This window comes from Pseudomonas sp. B21-031 (genome assembly GCF_024748985.1).
GTDB classification, from domain to species: Bacteria; Pseudomonadota; Gammaproteobacteria; order Pseudomonadales; family Pseudomonadaceae; genus Aquipseudomonas; species Aquipseudomonas kermanshahensis.
In genome coordinates this window covers 2,324,839-2,347,797 of the sequence record NZ_CP087181.1, presented here as the reverse complement: position 1 = coordinate 2,347,797, position 22,959 = coordinate 2,324,839, and the positions used below count along the sequence as shown (strand labels likewise).

19 protein-coding genes are annotated in these 22,959 nt (G+C 64.1%); 2 read left to right on the top strand and 17 right to left on the bottom strand.

Translation table 11 applies throughout. The features are described 5' to 3' along the window. Positions 1 to 35: 35 nt before the first annotated feature. The gene (locus tag LOY53_RS10455) at positions 36 to 1,070 is read right to left on the bottom strand and encodes a histone deacetylase family protein (protein WP_027593658.1); all 1,035 of its coding nucleotides are present in this window, start codon (positions 1,068 to 1,070) and stop codon (positions 36 to 38) included. Between the two features lie 123 nt (positions 1,071 to 1,193). On the opposite strand from LOY53_RS10455, the gene LOY53_RS10450 reads away from it, so the two are divergent. After that, positions 1,194 to 1,676 carry an Lrp/AsnC family transcriptional regulator gene (locus tag LOY53_RS10450; protein WP_027593659.1) on the top strand — a complete coding sequence of 161 codons (483 nt, stop codon included), beginning with the start codon at positions 1,194 to 1,196 and terminating at the stop codon, positions 1,674 to 1,676. Between the two features lie 226 nt (positions 1,677 to 1,902). On the opposite strand, the gene LOY53_RS10445 is transcribed toward LOY53_RS10450, so the two are convergent. Then, positions 1,903 to 2,814, bottom strand: a complete 912-nt coding sequence (locus LOY53_RS10445; RefSeq protein ID WP_258703977.1) for a LysR substrate-binding domain-containing protein — start codon at positions 2,812 to 2,814, stop codon at positions 1,903 to 1,905. A gap of 97 nt (positions 2,815 to 2,911) precedes the next feature. On the opposite strand from LOY53_RS10445, the gene LOY53_RS10440 reads away from it, so the two are divergent. After that, on the top strand, positions 2,912 to 4,003 hold the full coding sequence (locus LOY53_RS10440; RefSeq protein WP_099453733.1) for a tartrate dehydrogenase: 1,092 nt from the start codon (positions 2,912 to 2,914) through the stop codon (positions 4,001 to 4,003). 16 nt (positions 4,004 to 4,019) lie between these two features. Here the strand turns inward: LOY53_RS10440 and LOY53_RS10435 are convergent, their stop codons facing one another. The 15 genes from LOY53_RS10435 to LOY53_RS10365 all read right to left on the bottom strand — a co-directional run bounded on the left by LOY53_RS10435 (position 4,020) and on the right by LOY53_RS10365 (position 22,909). Beyond that, a complete protein-coding gene (locus LOY53_RS10435) occupies positions 4,020 to 4,922 on the bottom strand; it encodes a helix-turn-helix transcriptional regulator (protein ID WP_252823647.1) in 903 nt (300 codons plus the stop codon). Next, positions 4,919 to 6,331, bottom strand: a complete 1,413-nt coding sequence (locus tag LOY53_RS10430; RefSeq protein WP_252823645.1) for an aminotransferase — start codon at positions 6,329 to 6,331, stop codon at positions 4,919 to 4,921. Before LOY53_RS10430 ends, LOY53_RS10435 begins: the two co-directional genes overlap by 4 nt. A gap of 34 nt (positions 6,332 to 6,365) precedes the next feature. Further along, positions 6,366 to 7,469, bottom strand: coding sequence for a polyamine ABC transporter substrate-binding protein (locus LOY53_RS10425; RefSeq protein WP_252823643.1), 1,104 nt, complete (start codon positions 7,467 to 7,469; stop codon positions 6,366 to 6,368). Positions 7,470 to 7,720: 251 nt separating this feature from the next. Then, the gene (locus LOY53_RS10420) at positions 7,721 to 8,422 is read right to left on the bottom strand and encodes an NAD(P)H-dependent oxidoreductase (RefSeq protein ID WP_258703976.1); all 702 of its coding nucleotides are present in this window, start codon (positions 8,420 to 8,422) and stop codon (positions 7,721 to 7,723) included. After that, entirely contained in the window at positions 8,419 to 9,606 is a 1,188-nt protein-coding gene (locus LOY53_RS10415; protein ID WP_258703975.1) for a pyridoxal phosphate-dependent aminotransferase, read from the bottom strand. Before LOY53_RS10415 ends, LOY53_RS10420 begins: the two co-directional genes overlap by 4 nt. 22 nt (positions 9,607 to 9,628) lie before the next feature. Beyond that, the gene (gene alr, locus LOY53_RS10410) at positions 9,629 to 10,858 is read right to left on the bottom strand and encodes an alanine racemase (protein ID WP_027593667.1); all 1,230 of its coding nucleotides are present in this window, start codon (positions 10,856 to 10,858) and stop codon (positions 9,629 to 9,631) included. A gap of 34 nt (positions 10,859 to 10,892) precedes the next feature. Further along, positions 10,893 to 12,500, bottom strand: a complete 1,608-nt coding sequence (locus LOY53_RS10405; RefSeq protein WP_258703974.1) for a 5-guanidino-2-oxopentanoate decarboxylase — start codon at positions 12,498 to 12,500, stop codon at positions 10,893 to 10,895. Then, entirely contained in the window at positions 12,493 to 14,610 is a 2,118-nt protein-coding gene (locus tag LOY53_RS10400; protein ID WP_258703973.1) for an acetate--CoA ligase family protein, read from the bottom strand. Before LOY53_RS10400 ends, LOY53_RS10405 begins: the two co-directional genes overlap by 8 nt. 18 nt (positions 14,611 to 14,628) lie before the next feature. Further along, positions 14,629 to 15,789, bottom strand: a complete 1,161-nt coding sequence (locus LOY53_RS10395; protein WP_252823637.1) for an acyl-CoA dehydrogenase family protein — start codon at positions 15,787 to 15,789, stop codon at positions 14,629 to 14,631. A gap of 27 nt (positions 15,790 to 15,816) precedes the next feature. Further along, on the bottom strand, positions 15,817 to 16,611 hold the full coding sequence (locus LOY53_RS10390; protein ID WP_252823635.1) for an enoyl-CoA hydratase/isomerase family protein: 795 nt from the start codon (positions 16,609 to 16,611) through the stop codon (positions 15,817 to 15,819). Positions 16,612 to 16,839: 228 nt separating this feature from the next. Next, positions 16,840 to 18,249: an amino acid permease gene (locus tag LOY53_RS10385; RefSeq protein WP_258703972.1), complete on the bottom strand. Its 1,410-nt coding sequence runs from the start codon at positions 18,247 to 18,249 to the stop codon at positions 16,840 to 16,842. Between the two features lie 196 nt (positions 18,250 to 18,445). Continuing rightward, positions 18,446 to 20,698: an ATP-binding protein gene (locus LOY53_RS10380; RefSeq protein WP_258703971.1), complete on the bottom strand. Its 2,253-nt coding sequence runs from the start codon at positions 20,696 to 20,698 to the stop codon at positions 18,446 to 18,448. Next, positions 20,695 to 21,468: an ABC transporter substrate-binding protein gene (locus LOY53_RS10375; RefSeq protein WP_099430887.1), complete on the bottom strand. Its 774-nt coding sequence runs from the start codon at positions 21,466 to 21,468 to the stop codon at positions 20,695 to 20,697. The genes LOY53_RS10380 and LOY53_RS10375 overlap by 4 nt, the downstream gene beginning before the upstream one ends. A gap of 5 nt (positions 21,469 to 21,473) precedes the next feature. Further along, a complete protein-coding gene (locus LOY53_RS10370; RefSeq protein WP_099428974.1) occupies positions 21,474 to 22,190 on the bottom strand; it encodes a response regulator in 717 nt (238 codons plus the stop codon). Between the two features lie 74 nt (positions 22,191 to 22,264). Next, positions 22,265 to 22,909, bottom strand: coding sequence for a TetR family transcriptional regulator C-terminal domain-containing protein (locus LOY53_RS10365; protein WP_027593676.1), 645 nt, complete (start codon positions 22,907 to 22,909; stop codon positions 22,265 to 22,267). Positions 22,910 to 22,959: the final 50 nt, after the last annotated feature.

The following is a 22,959-nucleotide window of genomic DNA, read 5'->3' as shown; positions in this document are numbered from 1 at the left end:
CGAACAAGGCCCGCGCAGGGCCTTGCCACGGTGTGCTATCGAACCGCGCCTTCGAACCCTTGCAGCGTGTTGACGGCATTGATGCCGATTTCATCGACCATGTAGCCGCCCTCCATCACGAACAGCGTCGGGATGCCTACGCGTGCGATCTCGGCGCCCAGGCGCAGAAAGTCTTCGCTGGTGAGCTTGAAGTGGCTGATCGGGTCGTCCTCGAAGGTATCGACGCCAAGCGACACGACAAGAAAGTCCGGCTGGTGCGCGACAACGCGCTTGAGCGCGTCCTGCAACGCCAGCCGGTACTGCGCCCAGAGGGTGCCTTTGCCCAGCGGATAGTTGGCATTGAAGCCCTCCCCGGCCCCCGCGCCCTGTTCGTGGGCATAGCCGGAGAAGTACGGGTAGGAGACATGCGGATCACCGTGGATCGAGGCGAAAAACACATCGGGGCGGTCATAGAAAATGTTCTGCGTGCCGTTGCCGTGGTGGAAATCCACGTCCAGCACGGCAACGCGCCGTGCACCCTGGCTCAGGCAGCGTTCGGCGGCAATGGCGGCATTGTTGAGGTAGCAATAGCCGCCCATGTACTCGCGGGCCGCATGGTGCCCAGGGGGGCGGCACAGGGCGAAGGCACTGGGCGCGCCATCGATTACACGCTGCATGCCGGTCAGTGCCACGTTGGCACTGCTGCGCACGGCTTCCCAGGTGCCGCCGGTAATCGGCGCGCCGGCGTCCATGGCGTAGAAGCCCAGTTTGCCATCGATGAAGCCCGGCTCCCGGTCGATGGCCAGGTCGCGCACCGGCCATACCAGCGGCAGCGCATCATGGGTCTTGCCGGTGGCGGTCCATTCTGCCCAGGCATTTTCCAGAAAGCTTACATAGCGCTCGCTGTGCGCCGCGACATAGCAGGCACGGTCGAACGATTGCTCGGCGATGACATCGCCCAGGCCTGTGGACTGCACACGCGCCAGCACGGTATCGGCACGCTGAGGGTTCTCGAATGACGGCGTGATGGCCCCGTCCTTGAGCTCGGAGCCATGGTGCAAGCGGTGTTTGTTGCTAAAGACTGTCAGCACGCGAATGTCCTTTTTCAAGGTGGTATCGGATAACCAATTTTCGCGACAGACCGCTGAAAATGCTTTGCTTTATGCTCAGCCAAACCGGATGCTTGAGCGAAACACTCACCCGGTATCCCCATAATGAGCAAAGCCTTTGCTTACGAAGAACTGGACGAAGTAGACCGCGAACTGCTGCGCCTGCTGCAGGAGGACGGCACCTTGTCCAGCGCCGCCCTGGGCGAGCGCCTGTCGATGACCGTGACCCCCTGCTGGCGCAGGCGCAAACGCCTGGAGGAGTTGGGCCTGATCAAGGACTACCAAGCCAACCTGGACCGCAAGAAACTGGGTTATGACGTCATGGCCTTCGCCCAGGTGCGCTTCGGCAACCATTCGGCCGAAGCACCTGACGACTTCGAGCAGGTGATTCTGAAATTGCCCCAGGTATTGTCCTGCCACAAGGTTACGGGGGAGGCTGATTATGTGCTGACGGTGCTGGCGACCGACCTGGAAAGCTATGGCCGTTTCGTCGAAGACGTGCTGCGGCGGCAACCTGGCATAGCGTCGATCCAGTCGAGCTTGGCCCTGCGGGAAATCAAGGCGGTTAGCCGGATACCGGTGAGGTAGGCATTGGTTGCCTGACTTGGTTTCTGGGGCGTTTATGAGATCGGGCGCCGCACGCGCGGCGATTCGCAGCACAAGGCTGCTCCTACAGTTGTTTCGCAACGCCTGTACCAGCGCGCGCGACCGCCTCAGGAAAAATTGGCCCGAAAAAATGTAGGAGCAGCCTTGTGCTGCGAAGCGCCGCGCGGGCGGCGCTCGATCTCATAGGCGCCACAACACTAGAGCCCGGCTACCCCGGCAACCTATACCGCTCGGCAAAATACTGCCGGAAGAAATCCACCGCCACCCGCACCTTGGCCGAACTTGCCAGCGGCGAGGTATACACGGCCCAGATATCCGCCGGCTGGTGATAGTCACTCAACACCTGCACCAGGCGCCCATCCAGCAGGCTGTCGTGCACATCCCACCAGGAGCGCAACAATATTCCTCGCCCATCCAGGCACCACTGGTGGGCCACCTCGCCATGGTTGCTGGACAATCCCCCCGTCACCCGCACGCTTTCTTGACCCTGAGGGCCTTTGAGCTGCCAGATACCAAACGGGTGGTCGCGCTCCTTGATTACCAGGCAGTCATGGCTGCCCAGGTCGGCCAGCACTTTAGGTGTGCCTTGCCGCGCCAGGTACGCAGGTGAAGCACAGAGCACCCGACGGTTCTTGGCCAGCAACTTGGCGATCAGGTTGGGCGCAATGGTATCGCCCACGCGGATGTCCAGGTCGACCCCCTCCTCGATCATGTCCACCAGGCGATCATGCACATCCAGCCGAATATCCAGACGCGGGTAGCGCTCGGCCAGTTCCGACAAGGCTGGGGCCACGAACCTGCGCCCCAGGCCCAAGCTGCTGGCGATGCGCAGTTGCCCTGCCGGTTCGCGGTGCTGGGCACTGATGTCATCGCCCATGCGCTGCACCGCATCGAAAATCTGCAGCGCCCACTGGTACACCCGCTCACCCTCTTCGCTGATCGTCACCCGCCGCGTGGTGCGGTGCAGCAAACGCACCTCCAGGTTTTGCTCGAGCACGCGAATGCGTTTGCTGATGTACGCCGCCGACATGCCCAACTCGTCGGCCACGGCGGCAAAGCTGGCGCGCTTGGCCACCTGCAGAAAGATATTAAGGTCGTCGAGGTTGGGCAGATTATTCACATTTCGTGTTCCAAGAATCCATGAAAGGCTGGATTATCTCCGATTGAATACCTTATAGCATGGCTCGCACCTGTTCCCTAGCCAACGAGTGCGCCCCATGACCAAGACATTCAGAATCGCAGCCATCCCCGGTGACGGCATCGGCACCGAAGTGCTCCCCGAAGGCATTCGCGTGGTCGAGGCTGCCGCTCGCAAGCACGGCCTGGCCATCAGCTTCGAGTTCTTCGAGTGGGCCAGCTGCGATTACTACCTGGCCCACGGCAAGATGATGCCGGACGACTGGTTCGAGCAGCTTAAAGGCTTCGACGCCTTGTACTTCGGCGCAGTCGGCTGGCCCGACAAGGTCCCGGACCACATCTCGCTGTGGGGCTCGCTGCTCAAATTCCGCCGCGACTTCGACCAGTACGTGAACATTCGCCCGGTGCGCCTGTTCCCGGGCGTGCCCTGCCCGCTGGCCGGCCGCGCACCCGGCGACATCGACTTCGTGGTGGTCCGCGAGAACACCGAAGGCGAGTACTCGTCCCTGGGCGGGCGCATGTTCGAAGGCACCGAAAACGAGATTGTGCTGCAAGAATCAGTGTTCACTCGCCGTGGGGTCGACCGCATCCTCAAATACGCCTTCGACGTAGCACAAACCCGCGCGCGCAAGCACGTCACCTCGGCCACCAAGTCCAACGGCATGGCCGTGAGCATGCCGTACTGGGACGAACGCACCGCAGCCATGGCTGCCAATTATCCGGAAATCAGCTGGGACAAGCAGCACATTGATATCCTCTGCGCCCGCTTCGTGCTGCAACCGGACCGCTTCGACGTGGTCGTGGCCTCTAACCTGTTCGGCGACATCCTTTCCGACCTCGGCCCAGCCTGCGCAGGCACCATCGGCATCGCCCCTTCGGCCAACCTCAACCCCGAACGCAAGTTCCCGTCCCTGTTCGAACCGGTACACGGCTCGGCGCCGGACATCTTCGGCAAGAACATCGCCAACCCGATCGCGATGATCTGGTCCGGTGCGCTGATGCTCGAATTCCTCGGCAATGACGGTGCCAACCCGCGCTACCGCGCCGCTCACGACGACATCCTCAAGGCCATCGAGCAGGTCATCGCCGCAGGCGATACCACCCGCGACATGGGCGGGCAAAAGTCCACCCAGGAAGTCGGCCGGGCCATCACTGCCCTGATCGAGGCCTGACGTCGCAGGGCCGCGCCTACAACGCCAGGGTGTGCTCGTCGGCACCCTGGCGCAACCAGTCGATAAACCGCGCAAACAGCTCCGACTGTGAATTGATCTCAAGCTTCAGGTACAAATTCTTGCGGTGCATGCGCACGGTCTCCGGCGAGATCCCCAACTCCACCGCCGTGGACTTCACCGAGTGCCCGCGCAAAATCATGTGCGCCACTTCACGCTCACGATCCGTAAGCACCTGGCAGCCAAAACTCTCGAACGCTGCCTGTACGCTGCCCCGTTCAGCCGAGGCCGTGGCAGGTTCAAGGTTGTAGCGGGCATAACGCACCAGCAGCTCGCGCACCATTGGCTCGACCGCCCGCAACAGGTCGATCTGCCCGCTGCTCAAACGCGTGCCACTGCACCCCTGAAACAAGCTGAACGAGAGCTTGCGGCCCTCGCTGAGGTCGACGATGTAGTAACTGTCTTCACTGCAGCCGGTGCCCAGGTAGTAGGCCTTGTAGTAGTCGCTGTCGAAGAAGTTGTCCGGGGCGATTTCCTGCAAGTGATAGAACCCTTCGGCCAGGCCACTCTGCACGGCCAGGCAAAAGGGGTCGAGCAGGTAGCCCGCGCTGAAGTAACGCTCAAGCACCGCATCACGATGCACCTCGGGGATGCCCTGCTTGTACAGCAGGCGCGGTGCGCGCCCCTGGCATTCGAGGCTGATCATCATCGACTCGACCTGCACCAGTTGGCTAATCGCAGCCGCGACGTAGCTCAGGGCATCGGCTGATTCACTGTGGGCGAGCGCACGCTGCAGCGCTGCATGCCAGTGCTGCAGCGCCCCCAGCGAGAGGGTGAGCGGAGTGTCGGAAGTGGCCTGGGTCATGCCCGGCAGTCTAGCCTGCCAGGCACGCCCACGCACAGCCCTTTGCGCCAGGCTCATCGCCCTTGGTACAGCCCTTGCGCGGTCAGTTCGCGCGCCGTTTCGATGATGCACTGGCGCAGGGTTTCGACGATCTCGTCGACTTGCGCATGCGTGATGATCAACGGCGGCGACATCACGTTCAGGTGCATGATCGGCCGTACCAGCAGCCCCTTGGCCTGGGCTTTGCTGTGGATGCGCTCACCGATGTTGACCGCGTCAGGGAACAGCGCCTTGCTGGCTTTGTCGGCAACGAACTCGACACAGGCCATCAGTTTCAGGCAACGCACATCCCCCACCAAAGGCAGGTCGCGCAAGGTTTGCAGCCGTTGTTCCAGGTAGCTGCCGACGTCCTTGACGTGCGTCAGCAGCTGCTCGCGTTCGATGATTTCGATGTTCTTCAATGCCGCCGTGCAGCACACCGGGTGCCCGCTGTAGGTGAACCCATGGGTGAAGCAGCGGCCCTTGCCCGGCTCGGCGATCACCTGCCAGATCCGCTCGGAGAAGATGCACGCGCCCAGCGGCAGGTAGGCCGAGGTCAGGCCCTTGGCGGTGGTGATGATGTCTGGCGTAACGCCGAACAGCTCCTCACTGGCGAAGAAGGTGCCCAGGCGCCCGAACGAGGTCACCACCTCGTCGGCGACGAACAGGATGTCGTAGGTCTGGCACACCTGCCACATGCGCTCGAAGTAGCCCTTGGGCGGGATGATCACCCCGCCCGAGCCCATGATCGGTTCGGCGAAGAACGCCGCCACGTTGTCGGCGCCCAGGGAGAGGATCTTGTCCTCGAACTCGGCCACGAGGAAGTCGAGGAACTCGGCCTCGTCCATGTCGTCCGGGGCGCGGTATGGATTGGGGTTGGAGACATGGTGGATCAAGTCATGGGCGTAGTCGAACTCTGGCACGCGGTCGGCAGCCTTGTTGCCGATCGCCATGGTCAGGGTGGTGGAGCCGTGATAGGCGTTGTAGCGCGCGATCACGTGCTTCTTGTCCGGCTTGCCCCGGCAGTTCTGGTAGTACTGAATCAGCCGGTAGGCGGTATCGACGGCGGTAGAGCCACCGGTGGTGAGAAACACGTGGTCGAGGTCACCTGGCGCCAGTTGCGCGAGCTTCTGGCACAGCGCGATGGCAACGTCATTGGCCATGTCGGAGAACGGGTTGGAGTAGGCCAGCTTACGCACCTGGTCGGCGATGGCCAGGGCCATCTCTTCACGGCCCAGGCCGATGTTGGTGCACCACATGCCGCCGACCGCATCGAGAAAACGGTTGCCGTGGGTATCGCGAATGTAGGCGCCCTCACCTGCGACGATGTTCAGCGCACCTTGCTCGCGGTGCTCGTCGAACACATGGTAGCCGTGCATGTAGTGGGCCTTGTCGGCGTCCACCAGTGGGTCATGGGCGATGGCGAATGCTTTGCTGGGTGTGGCCATGGGCAGCTCCTTGGCGGGAATCGGTTGGCAGTGTTCAGAAACCGGTCTTGACCGTGCTCCAGACCCGGGTGATGGCGCGCATGTCCTTGGGGCTCTGGGTCTTCTGGGCGAACAGGCGCTCGCGGGTCTGGGCATCGGGGTAGATCGCCGGGTCCTGACGGATGTCGGCGTGCACCAGCGCCGTGGCAGCCGCATTGCTGTTGGCGTAGTGGATGAAGTCGGTGACCTTGGCCATGGTCTGCGGCTGCAGCAAAAACTCGATGAAGCGGTGAGCATTGGCCGCGTGCGGCGCGTCCTTGGGGATGTAGAGGTTGTCGAACCAGATCAGCGAGCCTTCCTTGGGGATGAAAAACGCCAGCTTGATGGCCTTTTTCGCTTCCATGGCTCGGGCCTGGGCGGTGGCGTAGTCACCTGACCAGGTCAGGGCCAGGCAAACATCGCCGTTGGGCAGGCTGGTGAGGTAGTTGACCGAGTCGAACTTGCGAATGTACGGGCGAATGCCCATCAGCAACTGCTCGGCAGCCTTGAGGTCGGCGGGCGCTGCGCTGCGGGGGTCCTTGCCCAGGTACTGCAGGGCCAGCGGAATCACCTCGGTCGGCGCGTCCATCAGGGTGACACCGCAGTCGGCGAAGCGCGAAACGATCTTGGGGTCGAACAGCATGGCCAACGAGCCGATCGGAGCATCGGGCATGCGCGCGGTGATCTTGTCGACGTTGTAAGTGATCCCGGAGCTGCCCCAGGTATAGGGTGCCGAGTACTTGAGGCCGGGGTCATAACCTTGCAGGTTGCTCACCACCTGCTCATCCAGGTTGTGCCAGCTGGGCAGTTGCTGCTTGTCCAGCGGCTGGAACACGCCGGCCTGAATCAACGGGGGTACCAGGGAGGCGTTGAGCATTACCAGGTCGTAGCCGGAGCGGCCGGTGAGCAGCTTGGTCTGGACGGTTTCGTAGCCATCGAAGGTGTCGTAGATGACCTTGATGCCGGTGGCCTTCTCGAAGTCGGCCAAGGTGGTTTCGCCGATGTAGTCGGTCCAGTTGTACAGCCTTAACGTGTTACCGCTGTCCCCCTCTACCGCCAGTGCCTGCGTCGCGGCCGACGCCAGCAACAGGCTGCCAATCACCTTCAGTGCCTTGCGCATAGCAACTCCATCGTGTGACTGCTCCGGATCGAGCCGATGGGTTCACTATCGGGGGATTTGCTTGAGGGCAACATACCCCGAATGTGTGGGTGGTCGTTTTTGGGCAGATACTCATTGGTAGGTACTCATAGCCCTATCGCCGGCAAGCCGGCTCCCACAGGTATCGCACACAATCCAGAGTCGGTGCGGTAACTGTGGGAGCCGGCTTGCCGGCGATAGGGCCGGATCAATCGACTCAAACTCGGGTTGATTCACGCCAACGGGTACAACGCCTCATCGAACTGCGCCAACCGCGGGAACACCAGCGGCTGATCATCCGCCAACTGCTCCAGGCGCTGCTGGTACTGCTGCAGAAAACCCTGGCGCGCTTCGTCGCTGATATACGGCACATGCCAGGCCACAAATGGCGGCAGCACGTCGAAGCCGACGTACGCCAACGTCCCCCGCAGAATCGGCCGCAACATGTCCTCAAACGGCCCATGGATAGCCCCTTCGCCAAACATGTGCTCACGCCCGCCAAGGGTCACCGTCACCAGTGCCTTCTTGCCGGCCAGCCCACCCTGGTCGTAGAAGCGCTTGCCGCCATAACAGACGCCCGACACCAGCACCCGGTCGATCCAGCCCTTGAGCATGGCCGGCGCCGAGAACCAGAAGACTGGGAAGTTCAACACCAGCAAGTCGGCCCATAACAGCTTGTCCAGCTCTTGCTGGATATCCGCGGCAATGGAACCACTCTTCACCCCCAGGCGCTGCTCCAGCGCATACACCAGGTACTCGGGGTTTTCCCGCGTGGCGAAATCGTCCGCACCGGCCACCGGGTTCCAACCCATGGCATACAGGTCGCTGACCTTGACCGCGTGGCCCTGGGCGCGAAAGGTAGCCACCGCCTGGTCACGCAGGGCGGCAGTGAAGGATTGCGGCTCGGGGTGAGCATGGACGATCAGGACGTTCACGACAGTTCTCCTTGCATCAGTTCACCCGCACACCGGGCAATGCGCTGGCAGGCCTCGGCCAAAGCCTCTGCGCCTACTACCAACCCCAGGCGAATATGCCCGGCGGCGCTCGGGCCAAAGGCTTCTCCCGCCAATACCGACACGCCTTCGCGGTCCAGCAGGCGGTCAGCGAAGGCCTGGGCACTGAGGCCGGTTTCACGGATATCGACCATCACGAACATGCCACCGTCGGGTTTGAGCGCCTTGACGCCCGGGCAACCGGCCAGCTGTTCGCACACCAGGTCCCGGCGCTGGCGATAGGCGTCGCGCATCGCCTCAAGGGCGGGCAAGGGCTGATTCAAGGCCACCACGGCGGCGTCCTGGATAAAGTCCGGCGAGCCATAGAGCATGCACAGCGCCAGGTTCTCCAGGTGCGTGGCCAGCTCAGGCGAGCCCACCACCCAGCCCACCCGCCACCCGGTCATGGCATGGGATTTCGACAGGCTGTTGAGGGTCGCGGTGCGCTCGGCCATGCCGGGCAGGCTGCCCGGGCTGACATGCTCGCCTTCGTACAACAGTTCGCTGTAAACCTCGTCGGAGATCAGCCACAGGTCATGGGCGACGCACAGCTCGGCCAACGCCTCCCAGGTCGAGCGCGGCAAGCTCGCGCCCGAAGGGTTGTGCGGGCTGTTCAGGGCCAGGGCGCGGGTGCGTGGGGTAATGCGCGCGGCCACGTCCTGCGGGCACACCCGAAAGCCGTTCTCCGGCTTGACCGGCACCGGCACCACCGTGGCACCACAGGCACCGAACACCGCCTCGTAAGTGACGTACATCGGCTCGGCGACGATCACTTCATCACCCGGGTCGAGCACGCACTGGGCGACGCAAAACAAGGCGCACTGGGCACCCGCCAGTACCGTGACCTGGTCAGCGCTGACGGGCTGGCCGCTGCGCTGCCGGTGGCGATCGGCAATGGCCTGGCGCAGCGCCAGCTTGCCGCGTACATCAGCGTAATGAGTGTGGCCGGCACGCAGGCTGTCGATGGCCGCTTCGACGATGGGGGCCGGGGTGTCGAAGTCCGGGTCGCCCACCGACAGCAGCAGAACGTCTTTGCCCTCGGCCTGCATCGCCAGGGCGCGGTAGTGGATGTCCCAGGCGGCAACACCGTCACCGGCGATGCGTTGGGTCAGCTTGGCATAGCGCATGGCAGTCTCCCTTCCAATGCGGTCAATCGACGAGAATCTTGGGGTTCGAGCTGCCCCACACGGTGTAGAGGTCGGCCAGCAATGCGCCGTTGATTTCCTCCATCTCGCCTTGGGTAATCTCGCCACCGGCCTGTTTGCCGAACAGCACCACCTCGTTGCCGTTCTTGACGTCGGGGAAGTCGGTGACATCGACCATCAAGGTGTTCATCGACACCTTGCCCACCACCGGCACGCGGTGGCCGTTGATCAGCACATGGCCCTTGTTGGTGAACACCCGGCGGTAGCCGTCGGAATAGCCGACGGTGATATTGGCCAGGCGCGAGTCGCGCGCCAGGGTGAAGGTGCGGTCATAGCCGACAGTGTTGCCAGCCGGGTAGCTGTGCACCGCCGCCACCCGCGACTTGAACTGCATGGCGCGCTTGTACTCGGTACGCTCGGGCACGGTGTCGCCGAACAGCGCACCGCCGGTGCGGACCATGTCCAGGCGTGCTTCCGGTACCTCCAGGGTGGCGAACGAGTTGGCGGCGTGCAGGGTCAGTTGGCGGCGGTCGAGCTTGGCATGCTTGATCAACCAGTCGGCCTGCTCGTTGAACGCTGCCAAGCCCTTGCGCACGTCATCCTTGTCTTCCACGGCGAAGTGGGTCATCAACGCCACCAGCTTGAGGTGCTTCTGGTCGGTGATCTGCAGTGCCTCACCTCGCCCGCTCCAGCTGGCCATTTCCACGCCGTTACGGCTCATGCCGCTGGAGTTGAGTGCCAGGTGAATGCGCAAAGTCTTGCCATGGCGCTCGGCGATGGCATCGGCCTGGCGGGCGAACTCGGCGCTGCCGACCAGCTCTTCCATGTCGTATTGCAGGGCATCTTCCAGTTCGCTCAGGCTGGCCAGGCGTACCCGCACCAGTTGCCCGGTGAAGCCGCTGGCCCGCACCACGCGGGCTTCCTCGTTGCTGGCAACCGCCACGCAAGGCACGCCAAGGGCGATCACCGACGGCATCACCAGGCCAATACCGTGGCCGTAGGCGTCTGCCTTGAGCACGGCGCACAGCTTGGACTTGCCACCCAGCTCCGCTTGCAGGGTGCGAATGTTGTGTTGCAAGGCACTGGCACTGATCTCGACCCAGGCGTTGCTGTTTTGCACGGTCAGCGCGTTGCTGCCGTTGTCCATCGACAGCGGAGGGGCAGCATACAGCGGGGCTTGACCAGTGATCAGCAGGGCCAGGGAGGCAGCGAGGAGCGTACGGCGAAATTGCATGGTGGTTTCTCTTGTTATGGACGATGCGCTGCGGTCAGCAGACGCAGGTATGTTTGAGTTCGATAAAGGTCACGCCTGGCGTGGCGAAGCCGTCGGCCAGGTCAGCCTGCAAGGCATCCAGGTCACGTGGCTGACGCACCGCGCAGCCAAACGCACGGGCCAGGCCGATGAAATCAGGGTTGCGCGGCAGTACGCCGATCGGCTCGATATCCAGGCCGAGCATATCGTCGCGGATCTGGCCAAGGGCGTCATTGTTCCACAGCAATACCACCAACGGCCGGTCCAGTTCCTCGACGGCGGTGGCCAGCTCCTGGGCGGTGTAGAGAAAGCCACCGTCGCCCACCAGCACCAGGCCGGGGCGATGGTCAGTGGCGAGCATGCCGCCGATACCCGCCGGCAAGCCATAGCCGAGGGTGCCGTAACCGGTGGGGTGCAACCAGCTGCGCGGCGCCCGGCTGGCAAAGGCGTAGTTGCCGGTGTAGGCCAGTTGGGTCATGTCGCTGCTGATGAAGGCGTTGTCTGGCAGCACCGCGTCGATGCGGTCGAGAATGGCCTGGTGGATGGCCTGCAACGGTGCGTGCCCAGTGCGAATGGCCTGGCGTAGGCCGGCCACCGCGTCTATAGCCTGGCGAGGGTCGCGCTCGACCTCGGGCAGGTGCGCCAGCAAAGCGTCGAGGGTCTGTCGAGCATCACCGTGCAAGGCCACCGCGCACGGGTAAAAATCATTGAACTTGCGTGGGTCGATGTCGACCCGCAGCAACTCACCCGTGAGCGGCAAGCGCTCGCGCCAGAAGTCGGTATCGGCCATTTCGGTACCCACCGCCAACACCACATCGGCTTCGCTGATCATCTGCCAGCCCGGCGCGACGCACAGGCTAGAACCCGCATTCAATGACGCCTCAGGCGGCAGCAAGCCCTTGCCAGCGACGCTGGTGAACAGCGGCGCTGCCAAGCGGGTACTCAACTGTTCGAGTTGCGCCGCGGCCTGCAGTGCGCCACCGCCGGCGATGATCATTGGCCGTTTCGCTGCGGCCAGTTTCAGCGCGGCCTGCGCCAGCGTGCCCCGGTGGGGCTGACCGCGCCCGGGGCGGCGTACCACCGCGTTGCTCCAGTCGCGGGCAACCGGCGCGGCCAGCACGTCCAGCGGGACCGAGATGTGCACCGGGCGCGGGCGTTCGCTGTCGAACACTGCCCAGGCACGGGCAATCAGCTCGGGCAGGTCTTCAGCGCTCAGTGCCACGGCGGAAAACGCCGTGATCGGCGCGGTCATGGCGCGCTGGTCCTGGGTTTCGTGCAGGCAGCCCCAACCTTTGCCCAGGCTGGCGGTGTGGTTGACGCTGGAGATCACCAGCAACGGGATCGAGTCGGCATAGGCCTGGCCGATGGCAGTGGCGGCATTGGTCACGCCTGGGCCGGTGATGACAAAACACACGCCCGGCCTGCCGCTGACCCGGGCGTAACCATCGGCCATGAAGCCCGCGCCCTGCTCATGCCGCGTCAGCACATGGCGGATGCCACTGCCGGGCAAGCCGCGGTACAGCTCCAGGGTATGCACCCCCGGGATGCCGAACACGGTATCCACCCCATAGTTGGCCAGCAGCCGTACCAGCGCCTGGCCGGCGGTCATCGAGTGCTCATTCATGCTGATCTCCTTGCAACTGGCCGAGGCGGATCAGCGCATCGACCGCGGTGGTGCCGTGGGCGCCGACCATCAATGGGTTCACATCCAGTTCCAGCAGCTGCCCGACGTTTTCGCAGGCGTAGTCGGCCACCGCGCGGATCGCCGCCACCAGGGCATCCAGGTCGGCAGCCGGGCGCGCCCGAAAACCCTGCAGCAGGCTGGCGCTGCGCAGGCCAAGCAGCGCTGCGCGAATGGCGCTGTCGGTGGTGGGCAGCAACAGGCTGACGCTGTCTTTGAGCAGCTCCACCAGCACACCGCCCGCCCCGATCACCAAGGCCAGGGCGAAGTCGTTTTCACGCTTGATGCCGACGATCAACTCGGCCAAGGGTGGCGGCGCCATGGGTTCGAGCAAGACCTGGTCGAACGCCACCCCCGGCGCATAGGCGTCGATGCGCTGGCGCATCTGCGCCAGGGCGGCCTGCAGCGCTGCGGCATCACGCAGGTTCAACGCCACCGCACCGGCTTCGGTCTTGTGCGGCAACTGCGCACTGACCGCCTTGAGCACCAGCGGGTAGCCAACGCGGTTGGCATCGTTTAGCGCGTGCTCCGGGGTACTCAGCACCCCGCCCGGCACCGGCAGGCCAAACGCACTCAGGGCCTGCTTGGACTGCCATTCGTCCAGCAGGCGGCTTTCACCTGCGAGGGGCCGTGGGCACAGCGGCACCTGCGCCGCCTCGCCTTGTTCCAGCAGTCGCTGGCGGTTGCGCTGATAGGCCGCGATCCGCCCCCACGCGGCCAGGCCATCTTCCACGCCTTGCAGCGCCGCGATGCCATGGGCATGCAGGCGCTCACGGGCCGAGGCTGGCAACAGCTCGGGAAACGCCGAGGTGACGAAGCCGATCTTGCCGTGGCGCGCCAGGGCGTCGCAGTAAAGCGCCAGCAACAGGTCGCATTCCTTGCGCTCACCGGTGAACGCTGCGGGGTAGTCGAGCACCAGCATGGCAGCGTCGGCGTCAGCCCCCAGTGTGCTGTCGAGCATCTGTTGCAGGGCCACTTCATCGCCCCAGATCGCTGTTGTGAAGTCCAGCGGATTGACCAGGTTGGCGTAGGCCGGAAGTACCTGGGCCAGTGCCCTCACCTGCCCTGGCGCCAGCGCGGGCAGGCGCAACTGGTTGCGCTCAGCGTAGTCGGCGATCAAGCCCGCATCGCCGCCCGAACAGGCCAGGGCGATCAGCCGGTCGCCGGCCGGTAAACGGCCACAGGCGGCGGCCTTGAGGGTCTCGACGAAGCTTACCGGGCCACTCACGCGGATCACGCCCAGGCGCTGGAACAGGCTGTCGTACAGGGCATCGGAGCCTGACAGCGAACTGGTGTGGCTGAGCGCCAGTTCAGCGCCGATCTGCGACACGCCGGTTTTCAGGGCAATGATCGGGGTGCCCTGTTGCAGTGCCTTGTAGGCGGCGCGGGCAAAGCCCGGCACGTTTTTCAGGCCCTCGAGGTGCAAGCCGATGGCGGTCACCCGTGGGTCGTCGAGCAGCACGTCCATCAACTCGGCCACGCCCAACTGCGCCTGGTTGCCGACCGATGCCATGTAGGCCACCGGCAGCGAGCGGTCGCTCATGGACAGGTTGTAGGCGAAGTTACCGCTCTGGGTCAGGATCGCCACGCCCTGCTCCACCTGCTTGCCGCCATGGGCCACCGGCCACAGGGCCGCGCCGTGCAAGTAGTCGAGCAGGCCATAGCAGTTGGGGCCAAGCAAAGCCATGCTGCCAGCGGCCTCAAGCAGGCGCTGCTGCAACAGGCGGCCTTGTTCACCGCTTTCGGCGAAGCCGGAGGCGTAGCAGATGGCGCCACCGGCACCGATGGCGGCCAGTTCCGCGACACACTGCAGGGTCAGCTCACGGTGGGTGGCGATGAACACCGCGTCTGGGGCGCATGGCAGGTCTGCCACCCGCGCCACGCAGGGGATGCCCTCCAGGCTCGCGTGTTGCGGGTTGACCAGCCACAGCGGGCCGGCAAAGCCACCTTCGGCACAGCGCTTGAGGGCACGGGCCATGCTGCGCCCGCCCACGAAGGCCAGGTGCCGTGGCGCCAGCAGGCGCTTGAGGTTGTCACGATTGGAATGCGACATGCTGAGTCTCCAGGTCGATCAGCGCAGCAACGGGCGCAGCAGCTCACGGGAAATGATGTGCCGCTGGATTTCCGACGTGCCCTCCCAGATCCGCTCGATGCGGGCATTGCGCCAGATGCGCTCGACCGGCCCCTCATCCATCAGGCCCATGCCGCCAAAAATCTGCACGGCTTCGTCAGCGACCTTGCCCAGCACTTCGCTGGCAAACAGCTTGGCCATGCCCGCGTCGCCATCGGTCATGCTGCCCTGGTCCATCTTCCAGGCGGTGTGCAGGGTCAGCAGTTCGGCAGCGCGGATCTGCGTGGCCATGTCTGCCAGCTTGAACGACACCCCTTGATAGCTACCGATAGGCTGGCCAAATTGCTTGCGGTCGGCGGCCCACTGCAGCGATGCGTCCAATGCTCGCTGGGCCTGGCCGACGCAGTTGGCGGCGACCATCACCCGGCCAGCGGTAAGCCAGGCGTTGGCCACTTCCCAGCCTTTGCCGACTTCGCCCAGCACGTTGCTGGCCGGCACCCGGCAGTCGTCGAAGAACAGCTCGTAGGTGTGGTAGCCGCGGTTACTCACGCATTTCGGCCCGCGGCGTATGGTCATGCCGGGAGTGTCCCGGTCGACCAGCAAGGCGGTGACGGCATTGCGTTTGCGCCCGTTGTGCTCGTAGGTGTCGGTCACCGCGAAGACGATGGCGAAGTCGGCATGCCCAGCGTGGCTGATGAAGTGTTTGCTGCCGTTGATCACGAAGTCATCGCCCTGGCGCACGGCGCGGGTCTTGATGGCGTTGGCGTCAGAGCCCGCACCAGGCTCGGTAAGGGCGAAGCAATCGGTCTTTTCGCCCTGCACGCACGGCAGCAGGTAGTCGGTGATCTGCTGGTCCTTGCAGGCCATGAGGATCTTCGACGGGCGCGCGACAAACACGTGCAGTGCCCAGGAAACTTTGGACAATTCGCGCTCGATCAGCGCTTGGGACAGGTAATCGAGGCCCCCACCGCCGACTTCTTCAGGCATGTTGAAGGCATAGAACCCGGCGGCGATGGCCTTGCCGCGGATCTGCGCGGCCAGTTCCGGCGACACCGCGTCGGCACGGTCTACCGCTTCTTCATGGGGCAGCAGTTCCTTGGCCACGAAGCTGCGTACCGCATCCACCAACATTTCTTGTTCTTGGGTCAGTTGGAAATTCATCTGCGAAGGTCCTGAAGAGGTAACGGGTTATTGGCCGACGAAGTGCGCTGGGCGCCGTTCTACCGAGGCCTTGAGCGCCTCGGCGCCGTCCTGGCTGCGCCCGCACAGCACACCGGCCTGGCGCTCGGCTTCGAGTTGCTCGGCCAGGGTGCGCTGGGCGCCTTCGCGGATCAGCCGCTTGGTCTGCGCGTAGGCGAAGGTCGGGCCGTTGGCCAGGCGGCCCGCCAGTTCAGCGGCCACCGCAGGCAATTGCTCGTCGGCGCAGACCTCACTCACCAGCCCTGCCGCCAAGGCCCGTTCGGCGCCCCACAGTTCGTCGAGGAACAACAGCCGTTTGGCTTGCTCGCTGCCAATCAGCCGTGGCAGGTGCCAGCTGGCGCCTGCATCGGGGCTGTAGGCCATGCTGGTGTATCCGGCTTTGAAGCGTGCCGAGGCAGCAGCGATGCGCAGGTCACAGCACAGGCTCAGGTCCATGCCGCCGCCGACGGCGGTGCCGTTGATGGCGGCCAGGGTCGGTTTGTCGAGGCTGTGCAGGCGCAGCATCAGGGCGTGGGCGGTCTCGGTCCAGCCGTAGCTTTCCAGTGCCCCACGGGCCTCGGCCTCGGCCCATTCCGCCAGGTCGGCGCCGGCACAGAAGCTGCGCCCGCTGCCGGTCAGCACCACCACACGGACGGCGGGGTCGCTGTTGCAGGTGTCGAGCAGGGCATGCAGTTGCTTGAGGGTAGGAATGTCCAGTGCGTTGCGCTGCTCGGGGCGGTTGAGGGTAAGCCAGGCAACGCCGGCTTCGACCTTGCTCAACACTGACGATGACGGGGTGGTCATGGGAGGCCTCGCTGTTGTTATTGGGGTGGAGGACGTGATGAAGGTGATACTAAACGAGTGTTCAACAAGGCGGGATGGGTTGTTACAACTTTGCACAACTCGGATCAAAACCCTTGCGCTTCCCTTGTAGGAGCAGCCTTGTGCTGCGAAGAGGCCAGTGCAGGCTCAAAACAATGTTGATGCCTGCACCGGCCTCTCGCAGCACAAGACTGCCCCCAACAAGCGGCTTCAAACCCCAGGCGCACTCGGCGCAAAGGCCCCTTGCCGCCGGCGGTTCACCCCGTAATACGCCGCATAGCACAGGGCAATGAAACCAAAGCCCCAGTACAACGATGGCCGCTGGGTCTCATCGATGGCCAGAAACACGAACAGCGAACAGCACAGGGTGATGCACAGCAGCGGCACCAAGGGGTACAGCGGCGCCTTGTACTTGAGGTCCTGCAATTGCCCGCCATCACGCAGGTACGCCTTGCGGAACCGGTACTGCGCCAGGGCGATGACGATCCAGGTCACAGTGCCCGACATGCCGCTCACGGCCATCAACACCATGAACAAGGTGTCGGCAGCTACGAAGCTGGTCATCAGCGACACCAGCGCAAAGCACAGGGTGATGCTCAGGGCACGCAGTGGCACGCCGCGCTTGCTCAGCGGCGACAGGCTCTTGGGTGCCATGCCGCTCTTGGACATGGCCCAAAGGATGCGCGTGGAGGCGTACAGCCCAGAGTTACCTACCGACAGGATGGCGGTGAGGATGACGAAGTTCATCAGATCGGCCGCATAGGGGATGCCGACCATGTCGAACACCTGCACGAACGGGCTTTCCATCAACCCGGCCTGCTCGAACGGCACAATGGCCGACAGCACGGCAATCGCCAGCACGTAGAAGATCAGCACGCGGAACACCACGTTGCGCACGGCCCTAGGGATGCTCTTTTCTGGGTGCTCGGTCTCACCGGCCGCCACGCCCATGATTTCGCAGCCCTGGAAGGCATACACCACGGTCATCATCACCGCGAACACCGCCGACAGGCCATGGGGGAACAGCGACTCGCCCACCAAGTTGTTCAGCATCGGTGCCGGCGCCCCGTTGTTCAGCGGGATGGCGCCGAAGATCACCAGCAGGCCGACCACGATAAAGCCGAGTATGGTCGCCACCTTGATCCCCGAGAACCAGTATTCCGCCTCGCCAAAGGCCCGTGTGGCCAGGGCATTGAGGCCGAACAGCACGACCACGAACAACGCCGACCAATACCAGATTGGCACCTCGGGGAACCAGCGGGTCATCAGCATGCCCGCAGCGGTGAACTCCAGGCCCACCGTGGTGGCCCAGCTCATCCAGTACACCCAGCCAATCATGAAGCCCGTGGCTGGGCCGATGAACTTGGTGGCATGGGCCTGGAACGAACCGGAAACCGGCATCTGCACCGACAGCTCGCCCAGGCACACCATCACCAGGTACATCAACAGCCCCGCCACCAGGTAGGCTAGGATCGCCCCCACCGGCCCGCCGTGGTTGATGGTGACGCCCGAGCCCATGAACAGCCCGGTGCCGATCACGCCGCCCAGCGACAGCATGAAGATGTGCCGGCTTTTCAGCGCGCGGGTCAGCTGGATTTTGCCTTCGTGTGTGTCAGTCATGGTTCACCCCGCTGTAGCAGGGGGTGCAAAACGAACGTTCAAGGACGGGCTGAGCGCTACGGCATGTCATTATTGTTATCTCCAATAAGCCTCATGGACCGCGTGGAACACGGTTGCCATCGATTATTGGAAACGGATGTAAGGTGCCGTTGTACGAACCGATCAAAGATGTAAAAAGTCGTAAGTTTTTTGTACGTCAGCTCTGGATCAACTGTTTCAGGGTGGTGCGGGCCTGTTCCAGCTGTGCCGTTAGTGGCTCGCCAAGCGCCAGCAGCGCCTGTTCATCTTGGCCTTGGGCGGCGTCTTCGAGGCGGCGCAACACGCCAGCCAGGCCAGCAAAGCCGAGGGAATCGCAACTGCCCGCCAGGCGGTGCGCCAGGTGCGAAACTGCTGCGCGGTCGCGTGCCTGCAAGGCTTCGGCCAGCGCCGTGGCGTGCTGCTCGATCGATTGGCGCAGCACTGCCAGCAGCGCCTGCAGCTTCTGCTCGCCCAGCAAGCTGCGGTGGGTTTGCAGCAGTGACCAGTCCATGCCCGAGCCAGGTGCAGCCACCGGGGCAGGCGCAACCTCGGCCAGGGCCTGGCGCAGGTGCTCCAGGCGCAGCGGTTTGGCCAGCACCCCCTGCATGCCAGCGGCCAGGTAATCGGGGACTTGCGCCGGTTGCACCCCGGCGGTCAGCGCCAGGATCCGGCTGCCACGGTTTGGCCCTGGGGTGGCGCGGATGCGCCGGCACAACTCGACCCCGCTCATGCCGGGTAAGTGCACATCCAGCAGGATCAGGTCGAAGCGCTGCTGGGCACAGGCGTGCAGGGCTTGCTCGGCATCCTCGGCAAAGCACACCTGGTGGCCATCGCGTACCAGCAACCCACCCGCCACCTCACGGTTCAACGCTACGTCTTCGACCACCAGGATATCCAGGCTGGCCGACGCCGAGCGGGCCGGCTCATGGGCAACGGCGGGCTGCCCACGCGCCATGTCGAGCTCGAACCAGAAGCAGCTGCCCTGCCCCGGTACGCTGTCCAGGCCGATGCGGCCGCCAAGTTTTTCCACCAGGTGCTTACAGATCGCCAGGCCCAGGCCAGTGCCGCCATAGCGCCGGGCCACCGCTTCGCTAGCCTGCACGAAGCGGTCAAAAATCTTCGCCTGCATGGCCGGTTCGATGCCAATACCATTGTCACTGACCGACACGCGCAGGCGCTGCCCGTTCTGATCGCTGGCCAGCACCTGCACCCTGAGTTCGACTTGGCCGTGCGCGGTGAACTTGATGGCGTTGGCCAGCAGGTTGCTCAGCACCTGACGCAGGTACTGCTCGGCGCCATGCTGATGCGCCGCCAGTTGCTCATCGACCTCCACGTGCAGGGTGTCGCCGCGTTCCAAGGCCATCGGTTCGAGCAATGCCAGCACCTCCTTGCACAACTGGCGCAGTGAGAAACCGAGCATTTCGGCCTGGCTCTCGCCCTCTTCGAGACGGGCAAAGCAAAGCACCTCGTTAAGAATGGCCAACAGCCCTTCACCCGCCTTGTACAAAGCCTCCAGGCGTCGCCGGTCGAGCGCATCGAGCCTGGCGCCACGTAGCAGTTCGGCCATGCCGAGGATGCCATTGAGCGGCGTGCGCAGCTCATGGCTCATGGTCGCCAAAAAGCGTGACTTGGCCAGGTTGGCGGCTTCGGCCTCGTCCTTGGCCCGGGCCAGGCTCGCGGTACGCCGCTCGACCATGGCCTGTAGCTCGTCACGCTTGTCCTGCAGGGCCACGCGGTCAAGCTCGCGGCGCTCGATGTCGCTGAGGATGGCCCGGCGCATGTCGTCCAGTGCATGCGCCACGGTGTCGATCTCATCGGCATGCGCCGAACGGCGGCGATCCAGGCGCAGCGGCTCCTGCCAGTGACCGGCCCCGATACGCTGGGCAAACTCGGCCATGACTTGCAAATGGCGCGTCACCAAGCGGTAGAACAAGCCAGACAACGCGACCGCCAGGCCACACAGAAACACCCCCATCCACAACAGGCTGGCCAGGCCCGTGGCATACAGCCGCCGGTGCACCGCGCCCAGGTCGATGCTCACCTCCAGCTCGCCAAGGTGCCGTGCCGGCCCCGACGGTGGCTGGTAATCCATCGGGAAACGCTCGATGCGCAGTGGCCCCTTAGGCTCGGCTTCACCGCGCAACAGGGTGAAATCATCGCTGAGCAGGCGTACCCGCGCCACATCGGAAAAGTCCACCAAACCACGCAATTGAACATCCAGTTGCGCCTCGTCAAGGTCCCACAAGCTGCGCTCCAGGCTGGCCAGGTATCCGGCGCGGATCAACGCCATGCGCGCCTCGATGTCGCGCATCTCGCGGCGGTATTCGAAATACAGCTGCACGGAACTGGCCAGCACCGTGAAGCACAGGCTGAACAGCAGGATAAACAGCAGCAGGCGGCGCAACAGGCCGTCGGTGCGCAGGCGGATCATCGGGCATCCGCCGGCAGGTTGATCATGTCGCGGTAGGTCACTTCGCTCTGCTCCAGCCAGCGGTCGATCTCGCCAGCTTCGTGCATGCGCCGCAACTGGTGGTCGATCTCGTCCATGTGCTGGCTCAGGGGGGACTGGCGCGACACCGCCACGCGCAGGTAGTCCACGCTCAGCGCGGCCGGCAAGGCGCGGATGTCTTCGGCGCCGGGCAGGTGCTCGATGAACAGCTCGCCGGTACGCCGCTCCTGGATCACGAAGTCGATGCGCCCACGGATCAGCTTGCCGAAGTTCTGCTGGCTGGACGACACCCGCTCGATGTTCTGGTGGCGCGCGACAAAACGGTCGAAGTCGGCGCCGTAACTTTCACCGTAGAGCAAGCCGCCACGGTACCCGGCCAAGTCTTCCAGGTGCTGAAACTGCACGGGCCGGCGGCGATTGAAAAACACCGCCACCTCCTCACGTATCACCGGTACCGACGAAAAACGCATGCCCTGGTCACGTTGGTCGCTGTCGTAGGCCAGCACCACGTCTACACGCCCGGCGGCAGCGTCCATCAGGCAGCGCTTCCAGTTGCCCAGCACCACGGTTTGCACCTCTCGGCCCATGCGCGCAAACAGCTCCCGCACCACCGTCGGCGCCAGGCCGCGCACCTGGTGGCCATCGCTCCAGGAAATCGGTGGGTACACCGGGTAGTCGCAGTAGCGCACCGGCTCAGCCGCCGCTGCTGGCAAGCCTGGTACCAGCACCGCCAGCGCCAGCAGGCGGCGCAGGGTGCTCACGCGGCCACGCTGGCAGTGAATAGGTAGCCGGTACCATGAATGGTGATGATCAGTTGCGGCTCCGCTGGGTCGTCATGCAGCTTGCGGCGCAAGCGGCCGACCAGCACGTCAATGGAGCGGTCGTTGGGCACCCACTCACGGTTGCGGATCTGGTCCATCAACTGGTCGCGGCTCAGGGTGTGGCCGCTGTTGCGCAGGAAGACGCTGAGCAGTTGGAACTCGCCATGGGTCAGCAGCGTTTGCCCGCCACGCGGGTCGATCAGGCGTCGACGGTCAGTGTCCAGTGCCCAGTCGGCAAATTGCTTGAGCGACTGCGCACAAGCGGGCGCCGGGTGCACCTCGCGGGCATGGCGCACGCGGCGAATCAGGTTCTTGGCGCGGGACACCAGCTCGCGGGGGTTGAGCGGTTTCATGATGTAGTCGTCGGCGCCGCACTCCAGGCCGACGATGCGGTCGATGTCGTCATTGCGCCCGGTGATGAGGATGATGCCGACTTCCGAGCGCACCCGCAGCTCGCGGGTCAGGGTCAGGCCGTCCTTGCCAGGCAGGCGAATGTCCAGCAGCACCAAGTCGACGTCCTGGCTGCCGAGCAATGCCTCGGCCTTTTCTGCAGTGTCGGCGCAGTGCACGTCATAGCCTTCCTGTGACAGATAGGCCTGCAGCAAGTCACGAATAAGCGGATCGTCATCGACGATCAATACCCGAGGCGTCATTGCGTGAAGTCTCTTTTTTTATTGGTTTGTTCTACACACTCGCGACAGCAGCCTACTCGTTACTGAACAGGCGATCAACAGCCCTTGGGCAGGCTGAAGCGTTGCCGACCACCGGCCTGCAAGCCATCCACCCAGGCCTCGCAGATCTGCACGCCCTGGGCCGGCGTAAAGGTGCCCGGGTTGAGGCCCGACTCCAGCCACAGGCCATCGAGCAAGGCGCTCAGGCTGATCGCCGCCAGGTCGGCGTCAAAGCCCTGCCAGCCCTCTTCCACCGCCAGCGTGGCGAGCAGCCGGCTCAACTCGTTGCGGTACTCACCGTAGGAATGGTCGTGCACCTGGTTGATCGCATCGGCGGTCTTGACCGCGCCCCAGAACGCCAGCCAGGCATCGAGCAGTTGCGGGTCGAGCAGTTCGGCGCAAAACGAGGCACGGAAAAACGCCGACAGCCGTTCGCGGGCCGTTGGCGCGGCCTGGGCCATGGCTTCGCGCAGCAGGCCCATGACCCGCCCGGTGACCGCCATGTAGGCTTCTGCCACCAGCTCGTCCTTGCCCGCGTAATGGTGGCTGATCAACCCCACCGAAACCCCCGCCTCGGCGGAAATCTTGCGGATCGAAGCCCCCTGAAAACCATGGCGTTTGAGGCACACCAAGGTCGCCTCGACCAGGTTGGCTTTGCGCAATTCCGGCAGCATGCGGTGGTAGCGGGCTTCCTGGCTCATCAGCGATTCTCGGGCAGTAGACTGGGCTGAACGACTGTACAGCAAGCCGA

Coding starts and splice junctions, on each gene's coding strand:
- LOY53_RS10440 (WP_099453733.1), top strand. CDS start 2,912: ATGACCAAGACATTCAGAATCGCAGCCATCCCCGGTGACGGCATCGGC.
- LOY53_RS10380 (WP_258703971.1), bottom strand. CDS start 20,698: ATGATCCGCCTGCGCACCGACGGCCTGTTGCGCCGCCTGCTGCTGTTT.
- LOY53_RS10395 (WP_252823637.1), bottom strand. CDS start 15,789: ATGAATTTCCAACTGACCCAAGAACAAGAAATGTTGGTGGATGCGGTA.
- LOY53_RS10430 (WP_252823645.1), bottom strand. CDS start 6,331: ATGGCCACACCCAGCAAAGCATTCGCCATCGCCCATGACCCACTGGTG.
- LOY53_RS10385 (WP_258703972.1), bottom strand. CDS start 18,249: ATGACTGACACACACGAAGGCAAAATCCAGCTGACCCGCGCGCTGAAA.
- LOY53_RS10415 (WP_258703975.1), bottom strand. CDS start 9,606: ATGCGCTATGCCAAGCTGACCCAACGCATCGCCGGTGACGGTGTTGCC.
- LOY53_RS10425 (WP_252823643.1), bottom strand. CDS start 7,469: ATGCGCAAGGCACTGAAGGTGATTGGCAGCCTGTTGCTGGCGTCGGCC.
- LOY53_RS10400 (WP_258703973.1), bottom strand. CDS start 14,610: ATGTCGCATTCCAATCGTGACAACCTCAAGCGCCTGCTGGCGCCACGG.
- LOY53_RS10405 (WP_258703974.1), bottom strand. CDS start 12,500: ATGAATGAGCACTCGATGACCGCCGGCCAGGCGCTGGTACGGCTGCTG.
- LOY53_RS10390 (WP_252823635.1), bottom strand. CDS start 16,611: ATGACCACCCCGTCATCGTCAGTGTTGAGCAAGGTCGAAGCCGGCGTT.
- LOY53_RS10435 (WP_252823647.1), bottom strand. CDS start 4,922: ATGAGCCTGGCGCAAAGGGCTGTGCGTGGGCGTGCCTGGCAGGCTAGA.
- alr (WP_027593667.1), bottom strand. CDS start 10,858: ATGCAATTTCGCCGTACGCTCCTCGCTGCCTCCCTGGCCCTGCTGATC.
- LOY53_RS10370 (WP_099428974.1), bottom strand. CDS start 22,190: ATGACGCCTCGGGTATTGATCGTCGATGACGATCCGCTTATTCGTGAC.
- LOY53_RS10450 (WP_027593659.1), top strand. CDS start 1,194: ATGAGCAAAGCCTTTGCTTACGAAGAACTGGACGAAGTAGACCGCGAA.
- LOY53_RS10365 (WP_027593676.1), bottom strand. CDS start 22,909: ATGAGCCAGGAAGCCCGCTACCACCGCATGCTGCCGGAATTGCGCAAA.